This window comes from Propionigenium maris DSM 9537 (assembly GCF_027925155.1).
Lineage (GTDB): Bacteria > Fusobacteriota > Fusobacteriia > Fusobacteriales > Fusobacteriaceae > Propionigenium > Propionigenium maris.
The window spans coordinates 16858-35989 of record NZ_BSDY01000026.1; the positions used below are offsets into that span (position 1 = coordinate 16858).

At 37.2% G+C, this 19132-nt stretch carries 15 protein-coding genes and 1 other RNA gene; 11 read left to right on the forward strand and 5 right to left on the reverse strand.

What is annotated here, in order from left to right; genetic code table 11:
• Positions 1-145: 145 nt before the first annotated feature.
• The 6 genes from dnaG to rnpB all read left to right on the forward strand — a co-directional run bounded on the left by dnaG (position 146) and on the right by rnpB (position 6253).
• The gene (gene dnaG / locus QMG11_RS17030; RefSeq protein WP_281837525.1) at positions 146-1942 is read left to right on the forward strand and encodes a DNA primase; all 1797 of its coding nucleotides are present in this window, start codon (positions 146-148) and stop codon (positions 1940-1942) included.
• 24 nt (positions 1943-1966) lie between these two features.
• Positions 1967-3157 carry an RNA polymerase sigma factor RpoD gene (gene rpoD, locus QMG11_RS17035; RefSeq protein WP_281837526.1) on the forward strand — a complete coding sequence of 397 codons (1191 nt, stop codon included), beginning with the start codon at positions 1967-1969 and terminating at the stop codon, positions 3155-3157.
• A 111-nt stretch (positions 3158-3268) separates the two neighbouring features.
• Positions 3269-4258 carry a sigma-70 family RNA polymerase sigma factor gene (locus QMG11_RS17040; protein ID WP_281837527.1) on the forward strand — a complete coding sequence of 330 codons (990 nt, stop codon included), beginning with the start codon at positions 3269-3271 and terminating at the stop codon, positions 4256-4258.
• Positions 4258-5343 (forward strand): Nif3-like dinuclear metal center hexameric protein, encoded by a 1086-nt coding sequence (locus QMG11_RS17045; RefSeq protein WP_281837539.1) that lies wholly within the window; start codon positions 4258-4260, stop codon positions 5341-5343. The genes QMG11_RS17040 and QMG11_RS17045 overlap by 1 nt, the downstream gene beginning before the upstream one ends.
• A gap of 14 nt (positions 5344-5357) precedes the next feature.
• Positions 5358-5897 carry a hypothetical protein gene (locus QMG11_RS17050; RefSeq protein ID WP_281837528.1) on the forward strand — a complete coding sequence of 180 codons (540 nt, stop codon included), beginning with the start codon at positions 5358-5360 and terminating at the stop codon, positions 5895-5897.
• Positions 5898-5905: 8 nt separating this feature from the next.
• Positions 5906-6253, forward strand: an RNA gene (gene rnpB / locus QMG11_RS17055) — RNase P RNA component class A.
• Between the two features lie 573 nt (positions 6254-6826).
• Here rnpB and QMG11_RS17060 read toward each other — a convergent pair.
• The 4 genes from QMG11_RS17060 to QMG11_RS17075 all read right to left on the reverse strand — a co-directional run bounded on the left by QMG11_RS17060 (position 6827) and on the right by QMG11_RS17075 (position 11142).
• Entirely contained in the window at positions 6827-9412 is a 2586-nt protein-coding gene (locus QMG11_RS17060) for a hypothetical protein (protein ID WP_281837529.1), read from the reverse strand.
• A gap of 64 nt (positions 9413-9476) precedes the next feature.
• Positions 9477-9854 (reverse strand): hypothetical protein, encoded by a 378-nt coding sequence (locus QMG11_RS17065; protein ID WP_281837530.1) that lies wholly within the window; start codon positions 9852-9854, stop codon positions 9477-9479.
• Between the two features lie 103 nt (positions 9855-9957).
• Positions 9958-10491: a hypothetical protein gene (locus QMG11_RS17070; protein WP_281837531.1), complete on the reverse strand. Its 534-nt coding sequence runs from the start codon at positions 10489-10491 to the stop codon at positions 9958-9960.
• Between the two features lie 117 nt (positions 10492-10608).
• The gene (locus tag QMG11_RS17075) at positions 10609-11142 is read right to left on the reverse strand and encodes a hypothetical protein (RefSeq protein WP_496435595.1); all 534 of its coding nucleotides are present in this window, start codon (positions 11140-11142) and stop codon (positions 10609-10611) included.
• Positions 11143-11705: 563 nt separating this feature from the next.
• Here QMG11_RS17075 and QMG11_RS17080 point away from each other — a divergent pair.
• Positions 11706-12791 carry a TetR/AcrR family transcriptional regulator gene (locus tag QMG11_RS17080; protein WP_281837533.1) on the forward strand — a complete coding sequence of 362 codons (1086 nt, stop codon included), beginning with the start codon at positions 11706-11708 and terminating at the stop codon, positions 12789-12791.
• 52 nt (positions 12792-12843) lie between these two features.
• Here QMG11_RS17080 and QMG11_RS17085 read toward each other — a convergent pair whose 3' ends face one another.
• The gene (locus QMG11_RS17085; RefSeq protein WP_281837534.1) at positions 12844-13905 is read right to left on the reverse strand and encodes a TetR family transcriptional regulator; all 1062 of its coding nucleotides are present in this window, start codon (positions 13903-13905) and stop codon (positions 12844-12846) included.
• 448 nt (positions 13906-14353) lie between these two features.
• On the opposite strand from QMG11_RS17085, the gene QMG11_RS17090 reads away from it, so the two are divergent.
• From QMG11_RS17090 to QMG11_RS17105, 4 genes are all read left to right on the forward strand, one after another.
• On the forward strand, positions 14354-14965 hold the full coding sequence (locus QMG11_RS17090) for a hypothetical protein (protein ID WP_281837535.1): 612 nt from the start codon (positions 14354-14356) through the stop codon (positions 14963-14965).
• A gap of 90 nt (positions 14966-15055) precedes the next feature.
• Positions 15056-15415 carry a hypothetical protein gene (locus QMG11_RS17095; RefSeq protein ID WP_281837536.1) on the forward strand — a complete coding sequence of 120 codons (360 nt, stop codon included), beginning with the start codon at positions 15056-15058 and terminating at the stop codon, positions 15413-15415.
• A gap of 159 nt (positions 15416-15574) precedes the next feature.
• The gene (locus QMG11_RS17100) at positions 15575-18160 is read left to right on the forward strand and encodes a hypothetical protein (protein WP_281837537.1); all 2586 of its coding nucleotides are present in this window, start codon (positions 15575-15577) and stop codon (positions 18158-18160) included.
• A gap of 18 nt (positions 18161-18178) precedes the next feature.
• Positions 18179-18943, forward strand: coding sequence for a fimbrial biogenesis chaperone (locus tag QMG11_RS17105; protein ID WP_281837538.1), 765 nt, complete (start codon positions 18179-18181; stop codon positions 18941-18943).
• Positions 18944-19132 lie beyond the last annotated feature (189 nt).

Genomic DNA, 19132 nt, shown 5'->3' on the forward strand with positions numbered 1-19132 from the left:
GAAATGAATTAACCTTTAAAACCGATTAAATCCTTATTAAAATGGTAAGAAGTATTGAAAAATGATAAAAAATGTACTATACTATAAAATGGCAGTTTTATTCGGAAGATAAAAAAAATTATAGTATTTTGGAGTAGGGGAAGAGATGAAATATAGTCCTGAAGACATTGAAAAGCTTAGAAATCAATTGAATATAGTAGAAGTCGTTGGTGAATATGTTGAGCTGAAGAGGTCAGGCGCTAATTTTAAGGGACTTTGTCCCTTTCACAAGGATAACAACCCCTCATTTACAGTAAGTCCCAGCAAAAACATATGCAAGTGTTTTGTGTGTGGTGCCGGTGGAGATCCTCTTAAGTTTTATACAGAGTACAATAAGTTGACCTTTCCCCAGGGGATAAAGGAATTAAATGAAAAGTATAATCTGGGTATAAAACCTGTAAGAGGCTATACAGAGAAGCAGGATACCAACAGGAAGTACCACGATATAGTGGAGGACGCTCTGGAATACTTTAATGAAAGGATATTTTCAAATGAAGGCCGGGAGGCTTTGGAGTACCTTTCCAAGAGGCAATTTAAACCAGACTTCATAAGGGAGAATAATATTGGATTTGCCCCAAGAGGATGGAATAACTTGTCGGACCACCTTCTTAACAAGGGCCACGATATAAGAGATATTATAACTGTGGGACTTGCAAAGGATGGAGAGAAGGGCCACTACGACACCTTCCGTAACAGAGTTATATTCCCTATACATTCACCCAGCGGGAATGTAATCGCTTTCGGTGGTAGAACTTTAGAGGACAAAAAGGAGATACCTAAGTATATAAACTCCCCAGAAAGCCCTATATTCCATAAGGGACGAAATCTCTATGGAATGAAGGAGAGAGGAAGCGTAATCAGAAGAAAAGCTTACTCTATCTTGATGGAGGGTTACATGGATGTCTTGTCAGCTCACTCCTTTGGATTTGATGTGGCGGTAGCATCGCTGGGAACAGCTTTTACAGATGATCAGGCAAAACTTTTAAAGAGGTATACATCCAATGTAATAATAGCCTTTGATATGGACAATGCCGGAAGATTTGCTGCAGAAAAAACAGGAATAGTGCTCAAGGCACATGGTTTTAATATAAGGGTTCTGGAGCTTAAGAATGCTAAAGATCCAGATGAATTTTTAAAGAAGTATGGAAAACAGGAATTCCTTAAGCATGTAAAGGGGTCTAAGGAAATATTTGACTATTTGTATGAGTTTTACGTCAAAGAATATGACCTTTCTAACTTAATGGCGAAACAAAATTTTATAAACAGGTTTAAAGAATTCTTCCAAAATGTTGAGACCGATCTTGAAAAATCCCTCTATATTGACAAACTATCCAAATCTTTAGATGTAGACAAAGAGCTGCTCAAAGAGACACTCATAATCAATAACAAGAAGATAATTTCTGAAAAGAAAAGATACGAGGTTCCCTCTCCTCCCGAGAGAAGAAGGGAGATAGATAAGCTGGAACTTCTTAGCTTACAGATTGTGCTGCACAGTCCGGAACTTATAAGATATTTTATAGATAAGAGGGTTGAGGATGGCCTGGTTTATAAAATATTTCAATATTTAGGTGAAGGAACTTTTGATGCAGATACGAAGAAAGATGTTATGAAAGAAATATTGAATGATGATAATTTTGAGGAATCGGAGAAGGTTAAGATACTTGAAATAGGAACTAATTCCATGGAATATTCCAATGAAAGTATATTAAAGGATGACTTTTTAGAAGCTCTTGGTGGATGGCTTCGAAGGGAAATCAAGGAGCACTTGGAAGAGTGCAAGATGAATCATAGGATGGCAGAGTGGTTTAAGGTGAGGATGATTCAGGAAAAGATGAATAACGGGATCCTGAATTTGGAAGAGATTGAAAAATTATATGACGAACTTAAAAAGTTAACCTTTTAGGAAATAGAGGAGGCACATAGGGTTATGAAAGAATTTATTAAAAACGATAAGGCTCGTGCACTTATTAGGAAAGCAATTGAAAAGAAGATAATGACCTTCGAAGAAGTGAATGAAGCTCTTCAAGATGATTTCCCTGTAGACAAGATTGAATTTCTTATTAATGGTATGATTGAGCAGGGAATAAAGATAGTAAAATCTAAAGACCTTCCAAAGGAAGCTCCTAAGAAGAAGGTTGAAAAGAAGGTTGAAGAACCGGTAATCAAGGTAATTTCCAAGGGGAAGAAAGCAGATCTACAACAGGAGGGTGAGTTTGATCCTGCAGCTGTAGAGCTTGTATCTGAAGAGGACCTTTCTACAGAGAAGCTTCTTTCTGGAAACCTAGGGGTAGATGTTGATGAGCCTATAAAGATGTACCTAAGAGAGATTGGACAGGTATCTCTATTAACCCATGAGCAGGAGATAGAATATGCTAAGGGTGCTGCCGAGGGAGATGAGTGGTCTACTCAGCAGCTGGTAGAGGCGAACCTTAGACTGGTAGTAAGTATCGCTAAAAAGCATACTAACAGAGGACTGAAGCTTCTAGACCTTATCCAAGAGGGGAACATCGGTCTGATGAAGGCAGTTGAAAAGTTTGAGTATACTAAGGGATACAAGTTCTCAACTTATGCTACATGGTGGATAAGACAGGCTATAACAAGAGCTATAGCTGACCAAGGTAGAACAATCAGAATACCTGTACACATGATAGAAACTATAAATAAGATAAAGAAGGAGAGCAGAATCTACCTTCAGGAAACTGGTAAGGACGCTACACCAGAGGTATTAGCTGAGAGACTGGGAATGGAAACTGAAAAGGTAAAGGCAATCCTAGAGATGAACCAGGACCCTATCTCACTGGAGACACCTGTGGGATCTGAGGAGGACAGTGAGCTTGGAGACTTCGTAGAGGACAACAAGATGCTGAGCCCATATGAGCAGACAAACAGAAACCTTCTAAAGGAGCAGCTAAATGATGTCCTTGAAACTCTAAGTGAGAGAGAGGAAAAGGTACTTAGATTCAGATACGGATTAGATGACGGTTGCCCTAGAACTCTTGAGGAAGTAGGAAAGATATTTAAGGTTACAAGGGAAAGAATCAGACAGATCGAGGTGAAAGCACTTAGAAAGCTTAGACACCCAAGCAGAAGAAAAAAATTAGAAGATTTTAGAATGTAATCAGTATAATGATTAGGAGCTATTGCTCCTAATTTTTATTTAAGATTCCATTTATTAAGTATAAAACAAGAGGACAAAGAGTGTATAATAGGATACAGAGAGGTGAATGAGATGTCTATAACTATTGAAGAGATAAAAAGGAAGATAGAGGAGAAAAAACTCAGCCAGGGAGAGTTTGAAAATTTTGTAAGTAAGTGTGAGTCGGAAACAGACTATGAGTGTATCCTAAGCTGCGCTATTGAGGCTGGAATCCAGCTAGAAGACAAGGAAGAGAAGGTAATGAAGAAACCTGTGGGAGACGGCTACTACAGTGAGGAGATAGTGGAGCAGTATTTCCATGAGATTGGCCTGTATGATCCTATTAAAAAAGAGGAAGAGGAGGAGGTAGTTAGGAAAGCTCAGGGTGGAGATGAGGAAGCCAGAGAGAGGCTTGTAACATCAAACCTGAGACTCGTGGCCAAGGTAGCTATGAAGTATTCAAAGTCGGGGACTAACTATATAGACCTTATCCAGGAGGGGACCATTGGTCTTATCAAAGCCATAGATAAGTATGATTTTGAAAAGGGGCACAGCTTCTCTTCATATGCTGTGTGGTGGATAAAGAGAGATATAATAAACTCCATCGCCAATAGGATAAATACCATAAAGATACCAAATTACATCTATCTTCAGAACAGAAAGATAAAGTTATTTGAAATAGAGTTTTTAGATAAGAACAACAGAAAGCCTACATATGAGGAGATAGCTGAAGGTCTGGAGCTGGAAGTAGATGAAGTGAAGAAGCTGAAGGAGGCTTCGGAGATAGGTGTGAGCGGAATGGGAGAGGGAAGTGAAACCTACCTTGGGGACTACAACACCGTTGAGAAGATAGACAGTGAGCTTAACCTGCTAGAGGAAAGATCCAGAGTTTCAAACCTATTAAAGAAGGTTTCTGTAATGGAGAGAAAGGTTATAGAGATGTACTATGGCCTAGGAGAGGATGGAAAGTGCTCCCTCAAGGAGATAGCAAATGAGCTTGAAATCTCTGTTGACAAGGTAAAATTAATAAGGGAAAGGGCTCTGACAAAGTTGAAATATGCTGGAGAAAGGTTGTGGATCTAATGACAAAGCCGATTAATATAAGAGTAGCTGATGTTATAAGAAAACTCGAGAAGAAGTTTCCAAAGAGCAACGCTGAATCCTGGGATAATGTAGGCCTCCTTTTGGGAAGCGCTAAAGATGAGGTAAAAAAGATACAGATATCCCTAGATGCCACTGAGGAGGTAATAGACAGGGCCATAGAAAATAATGTGGATATGATAATAACCCATCATCCTATGATATTTTCTCCTCTGAAGGCTATAACCGACGGAAGTCTTGTGGGAAGAAAGGTATTAAAGCTTATTAGGAACAATATAGCTCTCTACTCTATGCACACCAACCTGGATGCCTCACCAGAGGGACTCAATGAGTATATAGCAGAGATCCTTGGATGGAAGGATAGCAGGATCATAGCTGAGGAGCACTTTGACATGTACAAGATGAGCATCTTTGTACCTGTGGAGTGGTGTCCTGGAGTGATAAAGAAGATAGAGGAAGCAGGCCTGGAGCTCAACGACTATGGAAGTGTATCCTACACCTCGGACACAGAGGAGAGATATGTGAATATGAGGGAGGGGACCCTTCACATAAATGCCAATAAGAAGATAGAGGTTATCGGAGAGAAGGGGAAGCTCTATGAGGTGCTAGGAAGTGTGAAAAAGATACATCCATATGAGGAAGTTGCCTATGAGATAATTAAGATAGAGAATAAGTATGTTAAGAGTGGAATAGGAAGGTATGCAACTCTAGAGAGATCTATGACGGTTCAGGAGTTAGTTGTTGATATCAAGGAGAGGCTGGATATTGAAAATATAAGGGTGGCTTCAAGGGACGAAGGGAAGCAGGTAAAGAGGGTGGCCATTGTAAATGGATCTGGAATGAGCTTCTTTAAAAAACTTAAGAGGCTGAAGGTAGATCTGTTTATTACAGGAGATGTAAAGTACCACGAAGGTCTGGATGCAATAGAGGAGGGACTGAGTGTTGTTGATATAGGTCACTATGAGAGTGAGCACTTCTTCCACGAACTTATAAGCAGGGAACTGAAGGAAGAAAAGGGAGTGGAGATAGAGGTATTCAACGACGATCCCGTTTTTAAATACTTATAGAGGGGTAGATAAAGATGAAGAAGGTATTAATTTTATTTTTAACGATATATATGGGGGTACTCTCCTTTTCTCAGATAGATGACAGGCTGGGAGCTCTAAATAAGGAGGAAACAGCAAAGTTAGAAAAGAAGGTAGAGGAGGTCTCTGAAGCTACGGATTTAGAGTTTTATGTGAACTATTTTAAGGGAGAGGACACTCTTCAATTGAAAGAAGTTCAAAAAAGTGTTATAATAAACCTTCAAAGGGTAGATGAGGATAACCTCAAGGTAAGTCTAAACTTTACTCAGGATATAGATATAGAGGAATATAGAGGGGATATAGAAAATATCCTTGATAATCTGGAGGAGATCCTAAATGAGGGGAAGAATCTGGAGTACTCTATGGAGCTTTTAGGAAGCTTAGAGGAAGTATTGCTTAAGGCTAAGAAGGCAGATGAGGAAAAGAGGAAGAGTTTTTCTGCACAGGGAAATAACACAGGAAAGATTATATTTTTAATAGTTTTCCTTGGAGGAGTATTTTATCTGAGAAAGAAAAAATTTAAGTTTAAGAAGTAATTTAATAATAGGTGCTAGAGTTGATCGCTGGCTGCAGAGATGCAGCAAGAGGAAAGTCCGGGCTCCGCAGGGCGATGAGGGTAGCTAACAGCTGCTGAGGGAAACCTTAAGGAAAGTGCCACAGAAAATAGACCGCCAGTCATGTATTGGTAAGGGTGAAAAGGTGGTGTAAGAGACCACCAGTTTCTTAGGAAACTAAGAAAGCTTGGTAAACCCCCTCTGGAGCAAGACGTAGTAGGAGAGGTTAAGGATTGCCCGTCCAGCTCTCAGGGTAAGTTGCTTGAGCCTATAAGTGATTATAGGTCTAGATAAATGATCACCAATGACAAAACCCGGCTTATATTAGCACCTATATTTAAATATATAAAAAGCATCATGACCACAAGGTCATGATGCTTTTTTATATATAAACCCTAATTAAACCTCAATAGGGTGGGAGGGCAATTTCTTGCCCTCCTGAGATATCCCGGTCTAAAAGATATCTCTATGTTGAGGAGTTGGGTGGCTCCTGAATTGAATTAAGCTTATAAAATAAATGTTGTTGTTACCTAAATTTTACATTATGGTGGGAGGGTAATTTCTTACCCTCCCGAGACACCCCGGTCTAAAGGGTCTCTCTATGTTGAGGAGTTGGGTGGCTCCTTTATTGAATTAAACTTATAAAATAAATGTTATTATTACCCAGATTTTATATTATGGTGGGAGGGTAATTTTTTACCCTCCCGAGACACCCCGGTCTAAAGGGTCTCTCTATGTTGAGGAGTTGGGTGGCTCCTTTATTGAAGCAAATTTATAAAATAAATGCTATTATTATCCAGATTTTATATTATGGTGGGAGGATAATTTCTTACCCTCCCGAGATATTCCGGTCTAAAGGGGTTGAATGAATCTTAAACACTATTATTGGAAAACTTAAGAGAGGATGAAGGTTATATTTCAGAAGCAACCTTTTCACCTAAATTTTCTAAAATTTTGAAGTTAAAACCTTCGTAGTACTCTCCGGTTTCACCAGCTTGAATATGGAGGTCATAGGAGTTCTTTTCGATATACAGATCTTCATCTCCAAGATACTTGGCTTCTACAGTGTATTTACCTGGAATAATATCCTCTATAATGAAGAAACCGTCTGACTCTGCTGTATTTGAAGATATAATTTCATCACCGTTCTTTACATATATCTTGGTTTGCTGGAATATTCTTGCTCTCTTAGAAGCAGAAAATTCACTATTGCCTAATTCTATGTCCCCGATGATAGCAAAGATGGGAACAAGAGGAATATCTAATCTATGACCTGTGGCTGGTATAGGCCTTATCTTATATTTTTCCTGGGTAAATCTTAGAAGTGGGTCTACACTTTGGTAGCCAGGCTTTACTTCCTGAACAAAGTTTCCTTCAACACCATCTATATAATAGTAGCCGTTTTTATCGGTGAAAGTTTTCTCAGGACCTACAATTACTTCGATTCCTTCAAAATACTCTTCACCAGGGTCTTTTGTATTGTTTCCATTGTCATCTCTAAATACAAATCCTTCTAACCAGGCCTCTTCAGGCTCTGGGTTTCCACTTTCTTTGAATAACCTTGAGAGGATAAATGTTTTTTCTACTGCTACACCAACTTCTTGGTCATCTTCAGTAAATCTTGCTGGGACACTTAACCAATCTGTGAAATAATAACTGAAGTAGAGGGTAAACTGCCACTCCTCACTGGAATATTTAACCTCAGCTGAGTAATCTAAATCATTTTTTTTGAATTCTCTATACTTTTTGGCGATACCTACGGAATATTCTTCATCTCCCCATTCCCCATCGCTGTAAGTTCCATTGGCACGTAGATTTATGTTAAAACTTTTAAAACCTGAGTAACTAGTGGAAAATCTTATTCTAAACTCGTCCTCTTCATTTTCCAGATCTCGATATGTATTGTTTAGGAGAAGTCTTGTAGTATCAGTGGGAAAGTACCTAGTGTCGAAGGTATATCTTCTTTCGTCTCCATCTAAGTCCTCTCTCATCTCATATCCAAGGTTGTAGGAAAAACGGCCTACTCCTGTGCTTATTAAACCTCCATACCTTCTCTCCCTTTCTTCTACGAGAGTGACCTCATCACTGTATTCATCATAGAAAAGTTCTGTATCGAGAAACCAGAGTTGCTTATTGATTTTTGCCCTAAAGGTACCTTCACCAGTATCATCTAGGTCAGCTAACCAGTTAAATTTGTAGAGGGTAGGATTCTTTTTGGCTCTAGACCTCATAATAAGGATACCTTCTGCAATATTAAATTCATTGCTTTCTTCATTGTCATCTATTTCTATATCCTTGGAGTTAGCTTTGAGGTACCTGGCACCAAGGGTGATGTTGTCTGTAATACCGTAGAGGTATTTAGCAGATCCTGCCAGGGAGTTGTCTAATTCACCAAGCTGAATACTATAATCACTTTTTCCTTTTTCCTGAATATCATAGTCGCTGATTGTATTGATACTTCTTTCTTCGATCCTTCCATTGGGGTAATAGAACTTTAGTACAAAATCATCGGAATAACCGAAAAGAGTTATATCTTCAAAGGAATATTCATTGGATGTAGTGACCACCTGAAGGCCTATAAGAATATCACTCTGATAAAGCTCTACGGTGGTACCATTTACTACAGGACCTTTAATAGTGACCTTTCTCGAATCCACTTCGGTATAGATACCATCATTAATTATATTAAATCCTCTGACGTTACTTTCTTTTAAACTCAATGCATTATTTTTCTCTAAAGAGGTGTCTCCCAGCAGGATAAGCTTTCCATCAAGTTTATCTCTATATTTTAGAGTGATCAGATCCAGCTCTGTCTCCGGATAAAAGGAGCTCTGTATACTGAAGTCACCATAGAGAAGCTGGTTGTTATATAGTGCACTGAAGTTTTGGGTTCCTCTATCTTCAAAATCACTAAGGAAGTACTCTAATCTCAGTACTCCTGGAGAAAATATTTTTCTTTCAGGCTGGATGACTTTTTCTTTTTCTGATTCTAAGTTTGAATTAAGGTTGTATTTTTTTTGTTCGTTGATATCTTTTACCTGGAAGGGAAGAAGATAGTCTAGTTCAACAACCAGGTAGCTTCTATTTTCATCCCAGAAAAGATCTTTAAGCTTCATTACAGATGTGAGATTTTGAATATCTACAAAGATATCCTCATCTCTTTCTATATATCTAGCTCCAGCATAGGAACGAAGGAACTTCTCTTCAGTCAGATTATCAAAGTTGTCTAAGGTAACAACGCTTCCTAAGACAGTTTTATCTGCTGTATCAACTTCTAAAGTTTGGATTCCTGTAAACTCGATTAATGACCTTAGGGGGATATATATTTTTTTTCCGTCACTTGTCATATATACTCTAAAGAATGGGTCTCCGAATGTATTGTTTACTCTTATAAAGATAAAACTTTCTTCCACCGTTAAATCTTCCTCTGCTGCAGAATTTCTGAAAAAGAAAAGCGTGCAGATTAAAAGGAAAAATAAAAATAGACTCTTTTTCATAGACCTCACACCCTCAACATATTTTAAAAAATGTAACTAAAATTTTAAACTCCTCAAAGGTAAATCATTTTTTATATTTAAAACCAACCCACAACTTTTTGTTTATATTTCCTGGCGTTCCTTTTTCCATGAGGGAAGCCACTCCACCAACTCTAAAGGTTCCTTTTCCTCTTTTATCCAAGATGATCTCCTTTTTATCAAAGGTAATTTTATCAATTTTTATTTTGTTTCCTTTGGATTCAAGTATCATTCCATCTTCGAAGACCACTTCGACCACTCTACCTGGGACTCCTTTTATGAATATACGTGCACCTTCAGAAGGATGAATCCTCCTTTTGCCTTTGGAAATTGCTCCGAAGTTCAGAGAATCTGTTTTAGTAACTTCTAATGAAAAGAGGTTTATACTGATGAAAACAAAGAATAGACAAGCTAACTTTTTCATTGTATCCTCCTTTTTAAATATTATTTAGGGAAGGGGTGATTCCCTTCCCTAATAACATTAAGTTAATCTAGTAGAGCTGAGCACTTTATGGTTAATTTTGAGATTATTGATATTGGAAGTTCATAACAAATTCACCATAATATCTACCAGGCATAGCACCTTTAGTTTCATCACCCTTAATTGCTCCACCTATTCTTAGCATTTCTCCACCAGTATATTTGGTGATATTATTTTCAATTCTTACAGTATCTCCGTCAGGAACTTCTTTTTCATCGGCGTCTCCTCTAACTACGATTGGATAAACCTTTATTGTTTCAGCTTTATCTAGAAGGTTTTCAAGCACAACATGATCTGGATACTTAACTAAAATATCTGTTCCAACTTGACCTTTAACGAAAATTCTACCTCTATCTGGATGATTAGGTCTGATTACTTTAGTTTTTCCAGCTTCTATAGGACCAAATCTAAGCATTGAAACACCCCATGCCTCAATTGGATAGTAAACACAAGCATCTACACCGATCTCAGCCTCAACTATAGTATCAGGAAGACATTTGTCACGCTTAACGATTTCTTCTTCTGCAAAAGCTAAACTACCGAGAGTTAAAAGTGCAGCAACTAATAATAATTTTTTCATAATTCTTCCTCCTCATTGAAATATTGGTATTACAAAGCGTTAAAAAGTAACAAAGATTATTTTGGAACCTGATTTAAAAGGGGCCATCTCTACACTTCATAAACACCCTCCTCCTTATTAAAGTCTGACGTTTTTTTGTTCTATGACAATATCCCCTATCTTGTTAGGGGCCCAGTACCTAATTAATATATCTACTGCCTGGATATCTTCCTCGGGCTTATCAACTGGAACATCAATTATAGCTGTGTTCTCTCTTATGCAGATGGGAAGTACTACCTCTGTTGGCTCTTTGCTTTTTTCTCCGTTGGCTTTCTTAAAGGTAATATATGCTGCTGTTCTTTGAGAGGTGTTTCCTCTATTAGTAACTTTGCTCTTGAGCCGGATACGATCTTGTTTTTCCTTATCCTGAGTAATCTTAAATTTTTCAAACTCCAGCTGAGGCTTGATTTCTCCCTTTTCTCCATAGAGGGAGAGGCTGTACCTGAGCATTGTATTCAGCTTTAAATCCATTTGGTTACCTTCTTTTTCTGTGTTCTCTTTAGCTGTAACCATGTCTTCTTTTTTAGGGAGCTCTTCAAGGATTAGGTAAGCTCGGTACTCTCCATCCTTTAAAGTTTTACCTTTGGGAGGAGTGACTCTAAACCTTACCACACGGGTACTCTTAGGGGGGACTGAAAGTATCTTGGGATAGTACCTTACCCACTCTCCCATATAAAGATCTGGATCTTTTTGGTTTTCAGGTCTTTGAAGGGAAACCTTGTAACGAGCAGATTTATCCTTACTGTTGATTACACTTAACTCCTGAGTTTTTGGATTTTCCAGAGAGAATCTAAAGATAACAGGATTAAGTTCGATTGAAAGGATATTAAAGCTATAGATAATATAAAGACTGACCACCCATAATAAACGACTCAACATTTTTGCACCTCCTCAACGTGATATTATCTTCATTGATTTTTATTAATATTAATTACATTTATATTTTAGGTTTTAAATGAAAAGTTATCATTTCCGAGGTGTTATAATTATTACAAGATAAAAAACAGGTTAAATTCAGAGGCTTTATTTTATCGGTGAATATTTAGGATAAATTATTTTTTGTTTTTTTAATAAAAAAATACAGGAGGTTTTTTAATACTTGGCAGGTAAAGTAAATATAGGAGATTTTCTTAGGTTGAAATGAACAAAAGAGAGTTTGGACAGGAGGAAACAAAATGGAAAAGGATTTTGTTTTAAATTCTAGAAATCTTTTTTATAAGAAGGGGTACTTTAAAACCAAGATAAGTGAAATAGCAGAAAAGTCAGGCTCCTCTGTGGGAAGCTTTTACAGGTTTTTCAACTCAAAGGAAGATGTTCTAATAGCTGCTATTAAGCAGGAATTAGAGGTTTTTAGAAGAGAAGTGAGACTTTTAAATGCAATTGACTTTGACTTGAAGTGGAAGATAAAGCAGCTTTGTCGTATTATATTGAGCTTGTTAAAGGAAAATCCTGATTTTTTTGTGCTTATCTATGATATAGAAGGAAGAAGAGAAAAAATTTCACTTAAAACTTGCAAATGGGTAGATGTGCTTTGGAAGGATTCAAAGAGTGTTTTTGTCAACGGAATAAATGAAGTTTCCAGGAATCAAGTAGATTCTAATCTGGTAGAGAGGCTTTTTGAAAATCAATTGAAGATCTATTTAAAGCACCTCTTGATGGATCAACAGGGAAATCTAAACTCTGAGAGAGTTATTTCTATGAATTTGGAGGAGGAGATTAAAAAATTAGCAGGAATGATTATCAGTAGTTGTGAGTCCTTAAATGTTATAGGAACCTGCAGTAAATATGACCCTCTAACAAAGGCTTATACAGCAGCTTATGTAAAGAAGGAACTAAGGAAGATCCTTTTAAAGGAAACCCCGTTTTCAATATCTTTTATGGTTTTTAGGTGGCCTAAAGAGGAGGAAGGAACGGTAACCTTATTTCTTAGAGAAAGTGTTTTAAGAGCTTTTGTTTATCTGATAAGGGAAAAATTTAGAGATGAGGATATGGTGGGAAGGTTATGTCAGGATAAATTTATCTTAGTTGTTCCCTCGAGTTTAAAGCTTGGATCCATAGACTTTTCTGGAAGAATAAAGGAGATAATTGCAGGGCTGAATGAAAGGTTTCCAATGTTTAATGAAAGTTACTTTCAATATTCAACAATAGATATCTTAAAAGCTTCTGAATTCGACTTAAAGATGAAGGAGCTACCTAATAAGGTTATAAATTTAGGGAATAGAGTCATTAATAGAGATAATTTAAAAATAGATAAATTTTAACATAAAGAAGATCCCAGTCAGTTTAATGACTGGGATTTTTTTAGTTAAATGTTTAAATCTTTTTTCTACAGTACTCTTTAAAGGAATCCTTGGAGGAAAATAAGTTTTTAAAGTTAATGTTTTCTCCTCCTCCTATAGTAATATGGTGGAACTCTACTTTAATTCTTTCTACCTTACTATACTTCTTTTTTAACATTTCCTCTAACTGAAGAAACCTATCAATAATATGTTTATAGAGGGAGGAGTTGTAGTCGGTGAAGAAGATAAGAAATGTACTGTACCCTATCCGTCCTACTTTATCATTTTTTCTAAAGGCATTTTTTAGGAAGGCACCTATATCCTTTAAGATACTCTGACTGAAGAAGTTCTCTTCTTCCTGGGATATTCCAGCGATAGACATGTGGATAAGCTCCATAGTATCTTCTGCGCAGCCTAAAAAATCATAGGATTTGGACAAAATATCTAAAAAATGCTCTCTTCTATAGGTTTTTGTTATGGGGTCGATCTTTGAAAAAACACTATTTGATATACCGAGACCATAGCAGATACTTTTAATAAAGGTAAAAAGGTGGCTGAATTCCTCGGAATAGTTAAGGGTTAGAATTCTTTCTGGACAATTATTTCCCTGGGAATCTTTGATGAGATTTTCTAGATACACCCTTAAATCCTTTATAATGATTTCGGTAGCTGTCTTTTTAGTAAAGGGGTCCAAAGTTGAGTTTCTCAAAACTTCTTCTATGGAATTTCTCGTAATATCAGAGATGGAATTGACAGCTTTAAGGGTACCTTTCTCAAGTTTATAGCCAGAGCTTCCTACCTCTAGAAGGAGATTGAAAAAATGGGGTTTTTCAAAGATGAGTTTTAAATTAACTTCAAGGAGTAACTTTAATTTTTCATGAAAATTTTCTTTGGTATTGACCTCTCGCAGCTTTGAGATGTAGTCGCGGGATTCAGAGACTACTATCTTCTTTAAAATTTCTTCCTTAGAGTGATAATACCTGTAAAAGTTTCCTGGGACTATCCCTAGTTTACCGGTAATATCACTTATTTTTGTTTTAGAATAACCTTTATCATAAAATAATTCCTTTGTTATATTAAAGATTCCAGAATTCATAATCAATTCACCACCTGGGTCATGAAGTTATACACCTAAATTATACGTAAGTTTTAGTGGAAAGCCTACTTGAAAAAATAAAATGAATAAGGTTATATAAATATTCCTTCATAAAAGCTAAGGTTTTGTGGGGCTTATATTCTATTTAGGAATATAAGATAAGATTTAAAAATAAAAAATGAATAAACCAATTTAAATATTCATCCTTTTAAAACAGAGCTTAAATTGAAATAATGTGATTTTTTTGAATTTAATAGTTGTTTTGAAATTAAGAACATTGAGGTTTGGAGTAATATGAGTTGTCCTAAAATGTAAGGATTTTAAAGCAAAAGAAGATTTTTTATCTTGTTTAACAGCTGACTGTTAAAGGAGAGCCGAGACAAGAGTTGCCACGACTTCCCTTTCAGCCGACTGCACTATCACTTTTAGTGTAAAAGGAGGAAAAAGGATGAAAAAATTACTATTGGTAGCTGCATTACTAGCATTAGGAGCAACTGCTTATTCTCTTACTTATACTGACAACTATCCAGAGTTTAATAATGCTAAGGTAGCTGGAGAAATTGTAGGAAATGGAAAGTGGAGAGATATTACAGATGCTAAGAGGAATCCAGATCAAATTAACAGATTTATAAAAAAAGGTAGAGGATGGACTGATAAGGATTACATGCTTGTAGTATTAACTGTACATAAACCTATTAAGATTGAAGCTGAAACTAACTTCCTATATGGTGAAGGTGTACTAGGAGATAAGCTTGAGTTTGGTGACGTTGAGTTTATAGTATCAGGAACAAAGGATGCTAGAGCTAACTTTACATTCTACGGACCAGTATTTGATATGATGAAAGCAGTTACTATAGAGTATCAAGGAAACGTAGATGTTAAAACTGGTGACGGTTTAAAAGGAACAACTATAGCTACTACAAAATTAATAGATTTAGAACCAAATGGTGGACCACATACAGGTCCAGACGAAGTAAGTATTGAGATGGATATGTACTTCAAACTTGAAAAAGCAGGACACCCATACGGATTAGTTAAAGCATTTGCATACTATGAATAGGAATAACTTTAGGTATTAGGTTAACTATTAGGTGAGGCGGAGGTATTACTTCCGCCTCAATTAATAAATATTGAGGAGAGGAGGTCAAGGATGATAAAGAAAATAATACTATTAGTTATGGTGGTATTTACAGCCCCTCTCTATGCACTGGAGATAACTAAGGTAAACAGGTTAAACTTTGGCGAGGTAGTTAAGGGAGATAAGTATGTGAAGCTAACAAATGTAAGGGTTTATGTAGAGGGAGAACCAGGTGAAGAGGTCAGGATCTACTACCCAGAGAGGGCTGAGACCGATGCGGGAGAACTGGTAATGAATGCAAGGGAAAGAATTATAACCCTTTCCAGCAACGGCAGGGGAAGATTTAGTCTGGACTGTAAATTAAATTTGAGCAGCGGAAATAGGGCAGGAAGGATAAATCAGAGGATTCCCATTTCAGTCAGTTATAAGTAGGATTTAAAAATAAAGGTATTAATAAAAAAGATTAATACCTTTATTTTTTGTTAACTATTTATAATCAGATAACAGGAGAGAGGCGATTCTTTCGGTAAAAAAAGTGTATGGAGCAGAGTTTAATATATGAAAATATGTTGGAGTGGTAGGGGTGATGAAATGAAACTGAGAGGTATATTGATTTTATTTTTGATTACCGGAACCCTTTTACTCTCAGCTGAATTTAAGGGTGAGTATGAGGAGGGCTTCATAGGAATAGAGATAAATAAGATTGTAGAACATACATTTTTTCCTGTCTATATGGATTTTAAGGAGCAGGAGCCCTATGTAGGTCTTAAAAATCTAATGGTACTGGTTGATGCAAGGGCAATGGAGCTGGATATCACAAATAAGAAGATATCTGGAAGGATGGGAGAGGAGAGGAAGGAGTTTTCCTTTGAGGATACAACCTATATAACCAGAGAAAATGAAGTTTTTGTTAAGGGGAGTGATCTAGGAAAGGTATTTCCCACTAAAAAAATAGAGTGGGATACTGAAAAATATACCCTAAAGATTGAGACTGTCTTTAAAACTCCTGTGGAGGTTTACCTGGAAAGCGAGGAGAGAAGGGGAAATATAGAATCCAGAGAAGAAGATGAGGTAGCAGAGGATCAGCTTTACAGGAATGAGAGAAAGCTATTTACCCCTGGTGTTATAAGACCTAGATATACAGATACAGATCTGGGTTCAGGGGATGAGAGTGTATCCCTTCGTTACGACACCCATCTGTTATATGGTGACTTTTCATCCACTTACTTTTTCAGACCTGACAGTGACCTGGGAAGTATCAGCCTCACTTACAATGAAGTCCTTGAAAATAAAAGTATTGTTGCAGGAGACAGCTTTATAAGAACCTATGACTTTTTAAATACATCGAGCATAAGAGGTGGGGCTATCCAGCCGTGGTTTGGTTCAAGTAACTTAGAGATAGGTGCTACAACTATAAAGGGGTTTGCACCATATAGAAGTACAGTTGAACTCTACCAAAATGGTACTCTTTTGAGGTTTCAGACTGTAGGTGAAAACGGACAATATGAATTTAACGATGTAAGGATAGAGGGGTATGAAGATTCATATACCATTAAGATATTTAATTTCGACGGAACCATAGAGACCCGAGAGTTGAGGTTACTCTCCAACAGAAATATCCTAAAGAAGGGGCAGTTTGAGTATCTGGGAGCAATAGGTAAGGATCCAGATGACGATGCAGACGATGATCTTCAGTATAATGTAAAGGCAGGTTATGGTATAACAGACAGGTTGACATTTGCTGTGGGATATATGGATGTATTATCAAGGATATCCGATGAAACCGATATATTTGCAATAGACTTAAATGATGATGATGATGATGAGGTAGAGACTGTTAACAATAATCTGGTGGAGGCAGCTTTCTATTATACAACAGTGGCAAAAAAATATCCCACCTACTTTGAGTTTGCCAACCTCTACGACACCAATGAGGGAGATAACACCCACATTGGAATAATCAGACAGAAGATAAATACAAACACGCTCTCTCTGGAGGTTTATGAGTATAGCGAGGTAAATACACGGGTAACAGGTGCAGAGAGGAGTTATCTGGCAGACTGGAGGGGAGAGTTCTCCAGGAACCTAACCTATAATGTTTTTTATAGTCAAAGGGATGAGCCTTCAGATGATATTAAAAATATAGGGGGTAATTTATTTTTAAGGTATCCAGAGACAAGTCATACCTTTGGAGTGCAGTATCCCATTTCAGGGGACGATGAAACAACTGTTTTAAACTACAGTTACTCCAATGGAAAGTTTGAGATCTTTAAGATTCCAATTAACATTGTATTAAGTGCAACTGTGGATGCTGAGGATCCCGGAGAGAACGCTCTTTATTCTCTCTTGGTATCTAAGAGGGGAAGTAAGAAGTTTGATGTTTCCTTTGAAGTTGAGACAGATACTGAGGAGTATGAATTTAGCCTAGAAGTTTCCTACAAACTTACAAATTGGCTTGATATTCTTGGAGAGGTTACCAGAGATGAGTTTGGAACCGACACAAAATTTGGTATAGATGCTGAAAAGACTATCATCTTAGAAAAACCATTTGTTAAGAACAGCAATCCATCTCCAGATAACTCATGGATGGAGGGAAAGGTTTTCCTGGATTATGACGGAGACAAAGAGATGGACAGCGAGGATATTCCATTAGAGGGAGTTATTGTTAATGTAGGAAGGAGAGAGGGAACAAGTGATAGTGATGGAAATTACTTTATAGATGATATCTCCAGCTATGAAGATGAAAAGATTGAGGTAGATGTTACAACTATAGACCCTCTTCTGGAAGCCGGAAATGAGAAAAAGTATGTAAGACTTTATCCAGCAAGAGGTGGAAAGATGGACATTCCTCTCCAGCCAATATCTATAATAATGGGAGATATAATCTTCCCAGATAATACAGTGGGAGATGTTGAAAAATTTTCCATTCTTAACAAGCTTACGATTGTACTGAAGGATGAGAGCGGAAGAGTCGTGAAGAAGCAGAAGATTGAGCCTGAAGGCTACTATATGTTAGAGAGAGTTCTGCCTGGTAGATATTCAGTGGAGGTCATCTACAATGGTGAGGACAGAGTGGAATTCAAGGAGACAAGTAAAGAGGTAGAGGTCAGAGCAGGAAAGTATGGAGACTACTATGAGGGATTTAACTTTGAAATAAAGAGTTTTTCCTATGAATAGAGAGTAAGGAGGGCGAAGATGAGAAAGATATATATACTTATGTTGAGCACTATCATTTACTATGTGGGATGGGCATCCTTTGAGGTAGCCCCTCCTATACAGATACTGGACTTAAATAAACCCTTAACCAGGCAGTTTCATTTAAAGAACAACTCTAAGAAGCTTGTAAAAATTAAGATCTACCCCAAGAGGCCGGATAATCAAAAAGATGAAAAGTTGTATATGGGTGAGTGGACGATAGTGTATCCCAAGATAGTATATCTAAAACCATCTGAGAAAAAAGCTATAAGGTTTGCAGTGAGAGCGCCAGAAGGTTTTGAGCAGATGGAGGATGGGGAATACAGGACTCTCCTCATTTTTGAACAGATGGAAAACAAGGTCTATTCAACTGAAGAAGGGGAAGGTGTAGGCGAAGCCCCCCCTTCTGTAGGACTTCAAATTCTTCATACAATTGCAGTTTCAGTATATGGAAATAAGGGGGAGATAGAGCATAGGAGTGAATTGAAGAAGCTGAGAGTAGAGGATATAGAGGGAGAAAAGTTTATACTGGGAGATATTGTAAATACCGGAAATGCTACAATAGATCCTGTAGTAAGGGTGACCTTTAGCTCAGGAGATAAAGTATTGAAGGAAATCGACCAGCCCTATCCTAAGGTAATAAGGGAAAATACAAAGGAGCTGAAGTTAAAGCTTAATGAAATCCCTAAAAAAACAAGGCAGATTAAGATAGAGGTATTTGAAGCGGGAGGAGAAAAGTTAGATGAAGAGAGTATTACTCTCTAAGAAAGCGGGAGAGAATTCTCCCACTTTTTATTTTTTTTAAAAAAAGTGTTGACGGGAGGCTGTAATAGTGATATTATACTTCTTGTCCGCGAGGGAAACCGAAGCGAACGAGTCAAAGGACATTAGCAATTAAATAGAGAAGATAAGTCAGAAAGACGAAATGATTTTTTAATCAATTCGCAACCAATA

What these genes read in the sequence shown, in the direction of transcription:
- QMG11_RS17065 (WP_281837530.1), bottom strand. Translation starts at nt 9,854, where the DNA reads ATGAAAAAGTTAGCTTGTCTATTCTTTGTTTTCATCAGTATAAACCTC.
- QMG11_RS17085 (WP_281837534.1), bottom strand. Translation starts at nt 13,905, where the DNA reads ATGAATTCTGGAATCTTTAATATAACAAAGGAATTATTTTATGATAAA.
- rpoD (WP_281837526.1), top strand. Translation starts at nt 1,967, where the DNA reads ATGAAAGAATTTATTAAAAACGATAAGGCTCGTGCACTTATTAGGAAA.
- QMG11_RS17040 (WP_281837527.1), top strand. Translation starts at nt 3,269, where the DNA reads ATGTCTATAACTATTGAAGAGATAAAAAGGAAGATAGAGGAGAAAAAA.
- QMG11_RS17060 (WP_281837529.1), bottom strand. Translation starts at nt 9,412, where the DNA reads ATGAAAAAGAGTCTATTTTTATTTTTCCTTTTAATCTGCACGCTTTTC.
- QMG11_RS17090 (WP_281837535.1), top strand. Translation starts at nt 14,354, where the DNA reads ATGAAAAAATTACTATTGGTAGCTGCATTACTAGCATTAGGAGCAACT.
- dnaG (WP_281837525.1), top strand. Translation starts at nt 146, where the DNA reads ATGAAATATAGTCCTGAAGACATTGAAAAGCTTAGAAATCAATTGAAT.
- QMG11_RS17080 (WP_281837533.1), top strand. Translation starts at nt 11,706, where the DNA reads ATGGAAAAGGATTTTGTTTTAAATTCTAGAAATCTTTTTTATAAGAAG.
- QMG11_RS17105 (WP_281837538.1), top strand. Translation starts at nt 18,179, where the DNA reads ATGAGAAAGATATATATACTTATGTTGAGCACTATCATTTACTATGTG.
- QMG11_RS17095 (WP_281837536.1), top strand. Translation starts at nt 15,056, where the DNA reads ATGATAAAGAAAATAATACTATTAGTTATGGTGGTATTTACAGCCCCT.
- QMG11_RS17070 (WP_281837531.1), bottom strand. Translation starts at nt 10,491, where the DNA reads ATGAAAAAATTATTATTAGTTGCTGCACTTTTAACTCTCGGTAGTTTA.
- QMG11_RS17100 (WP_281837537.1), top strand. Translation starts at nt 15,575, where the DNA reads ATGAAACTGAGAGGTATATTGATTTTATTTTTGATTACCGGAACCCTT.
- QMG11_RS17050 (WP_281837528.1), top strand. Translation starts at nt 5,358, where the DNA reads ATGAAGAAGGTATTAATTTTATTTTTAACGATATATATGGGGGTACTC.
- QMG11_RS17045 (WP_281837539.1), top strand. Translation starts at nt 4,258, where the DNA reads ATGACAAAGCCGATTAATATAAGAGTAGCTGATGTTATAAGAAAACTC.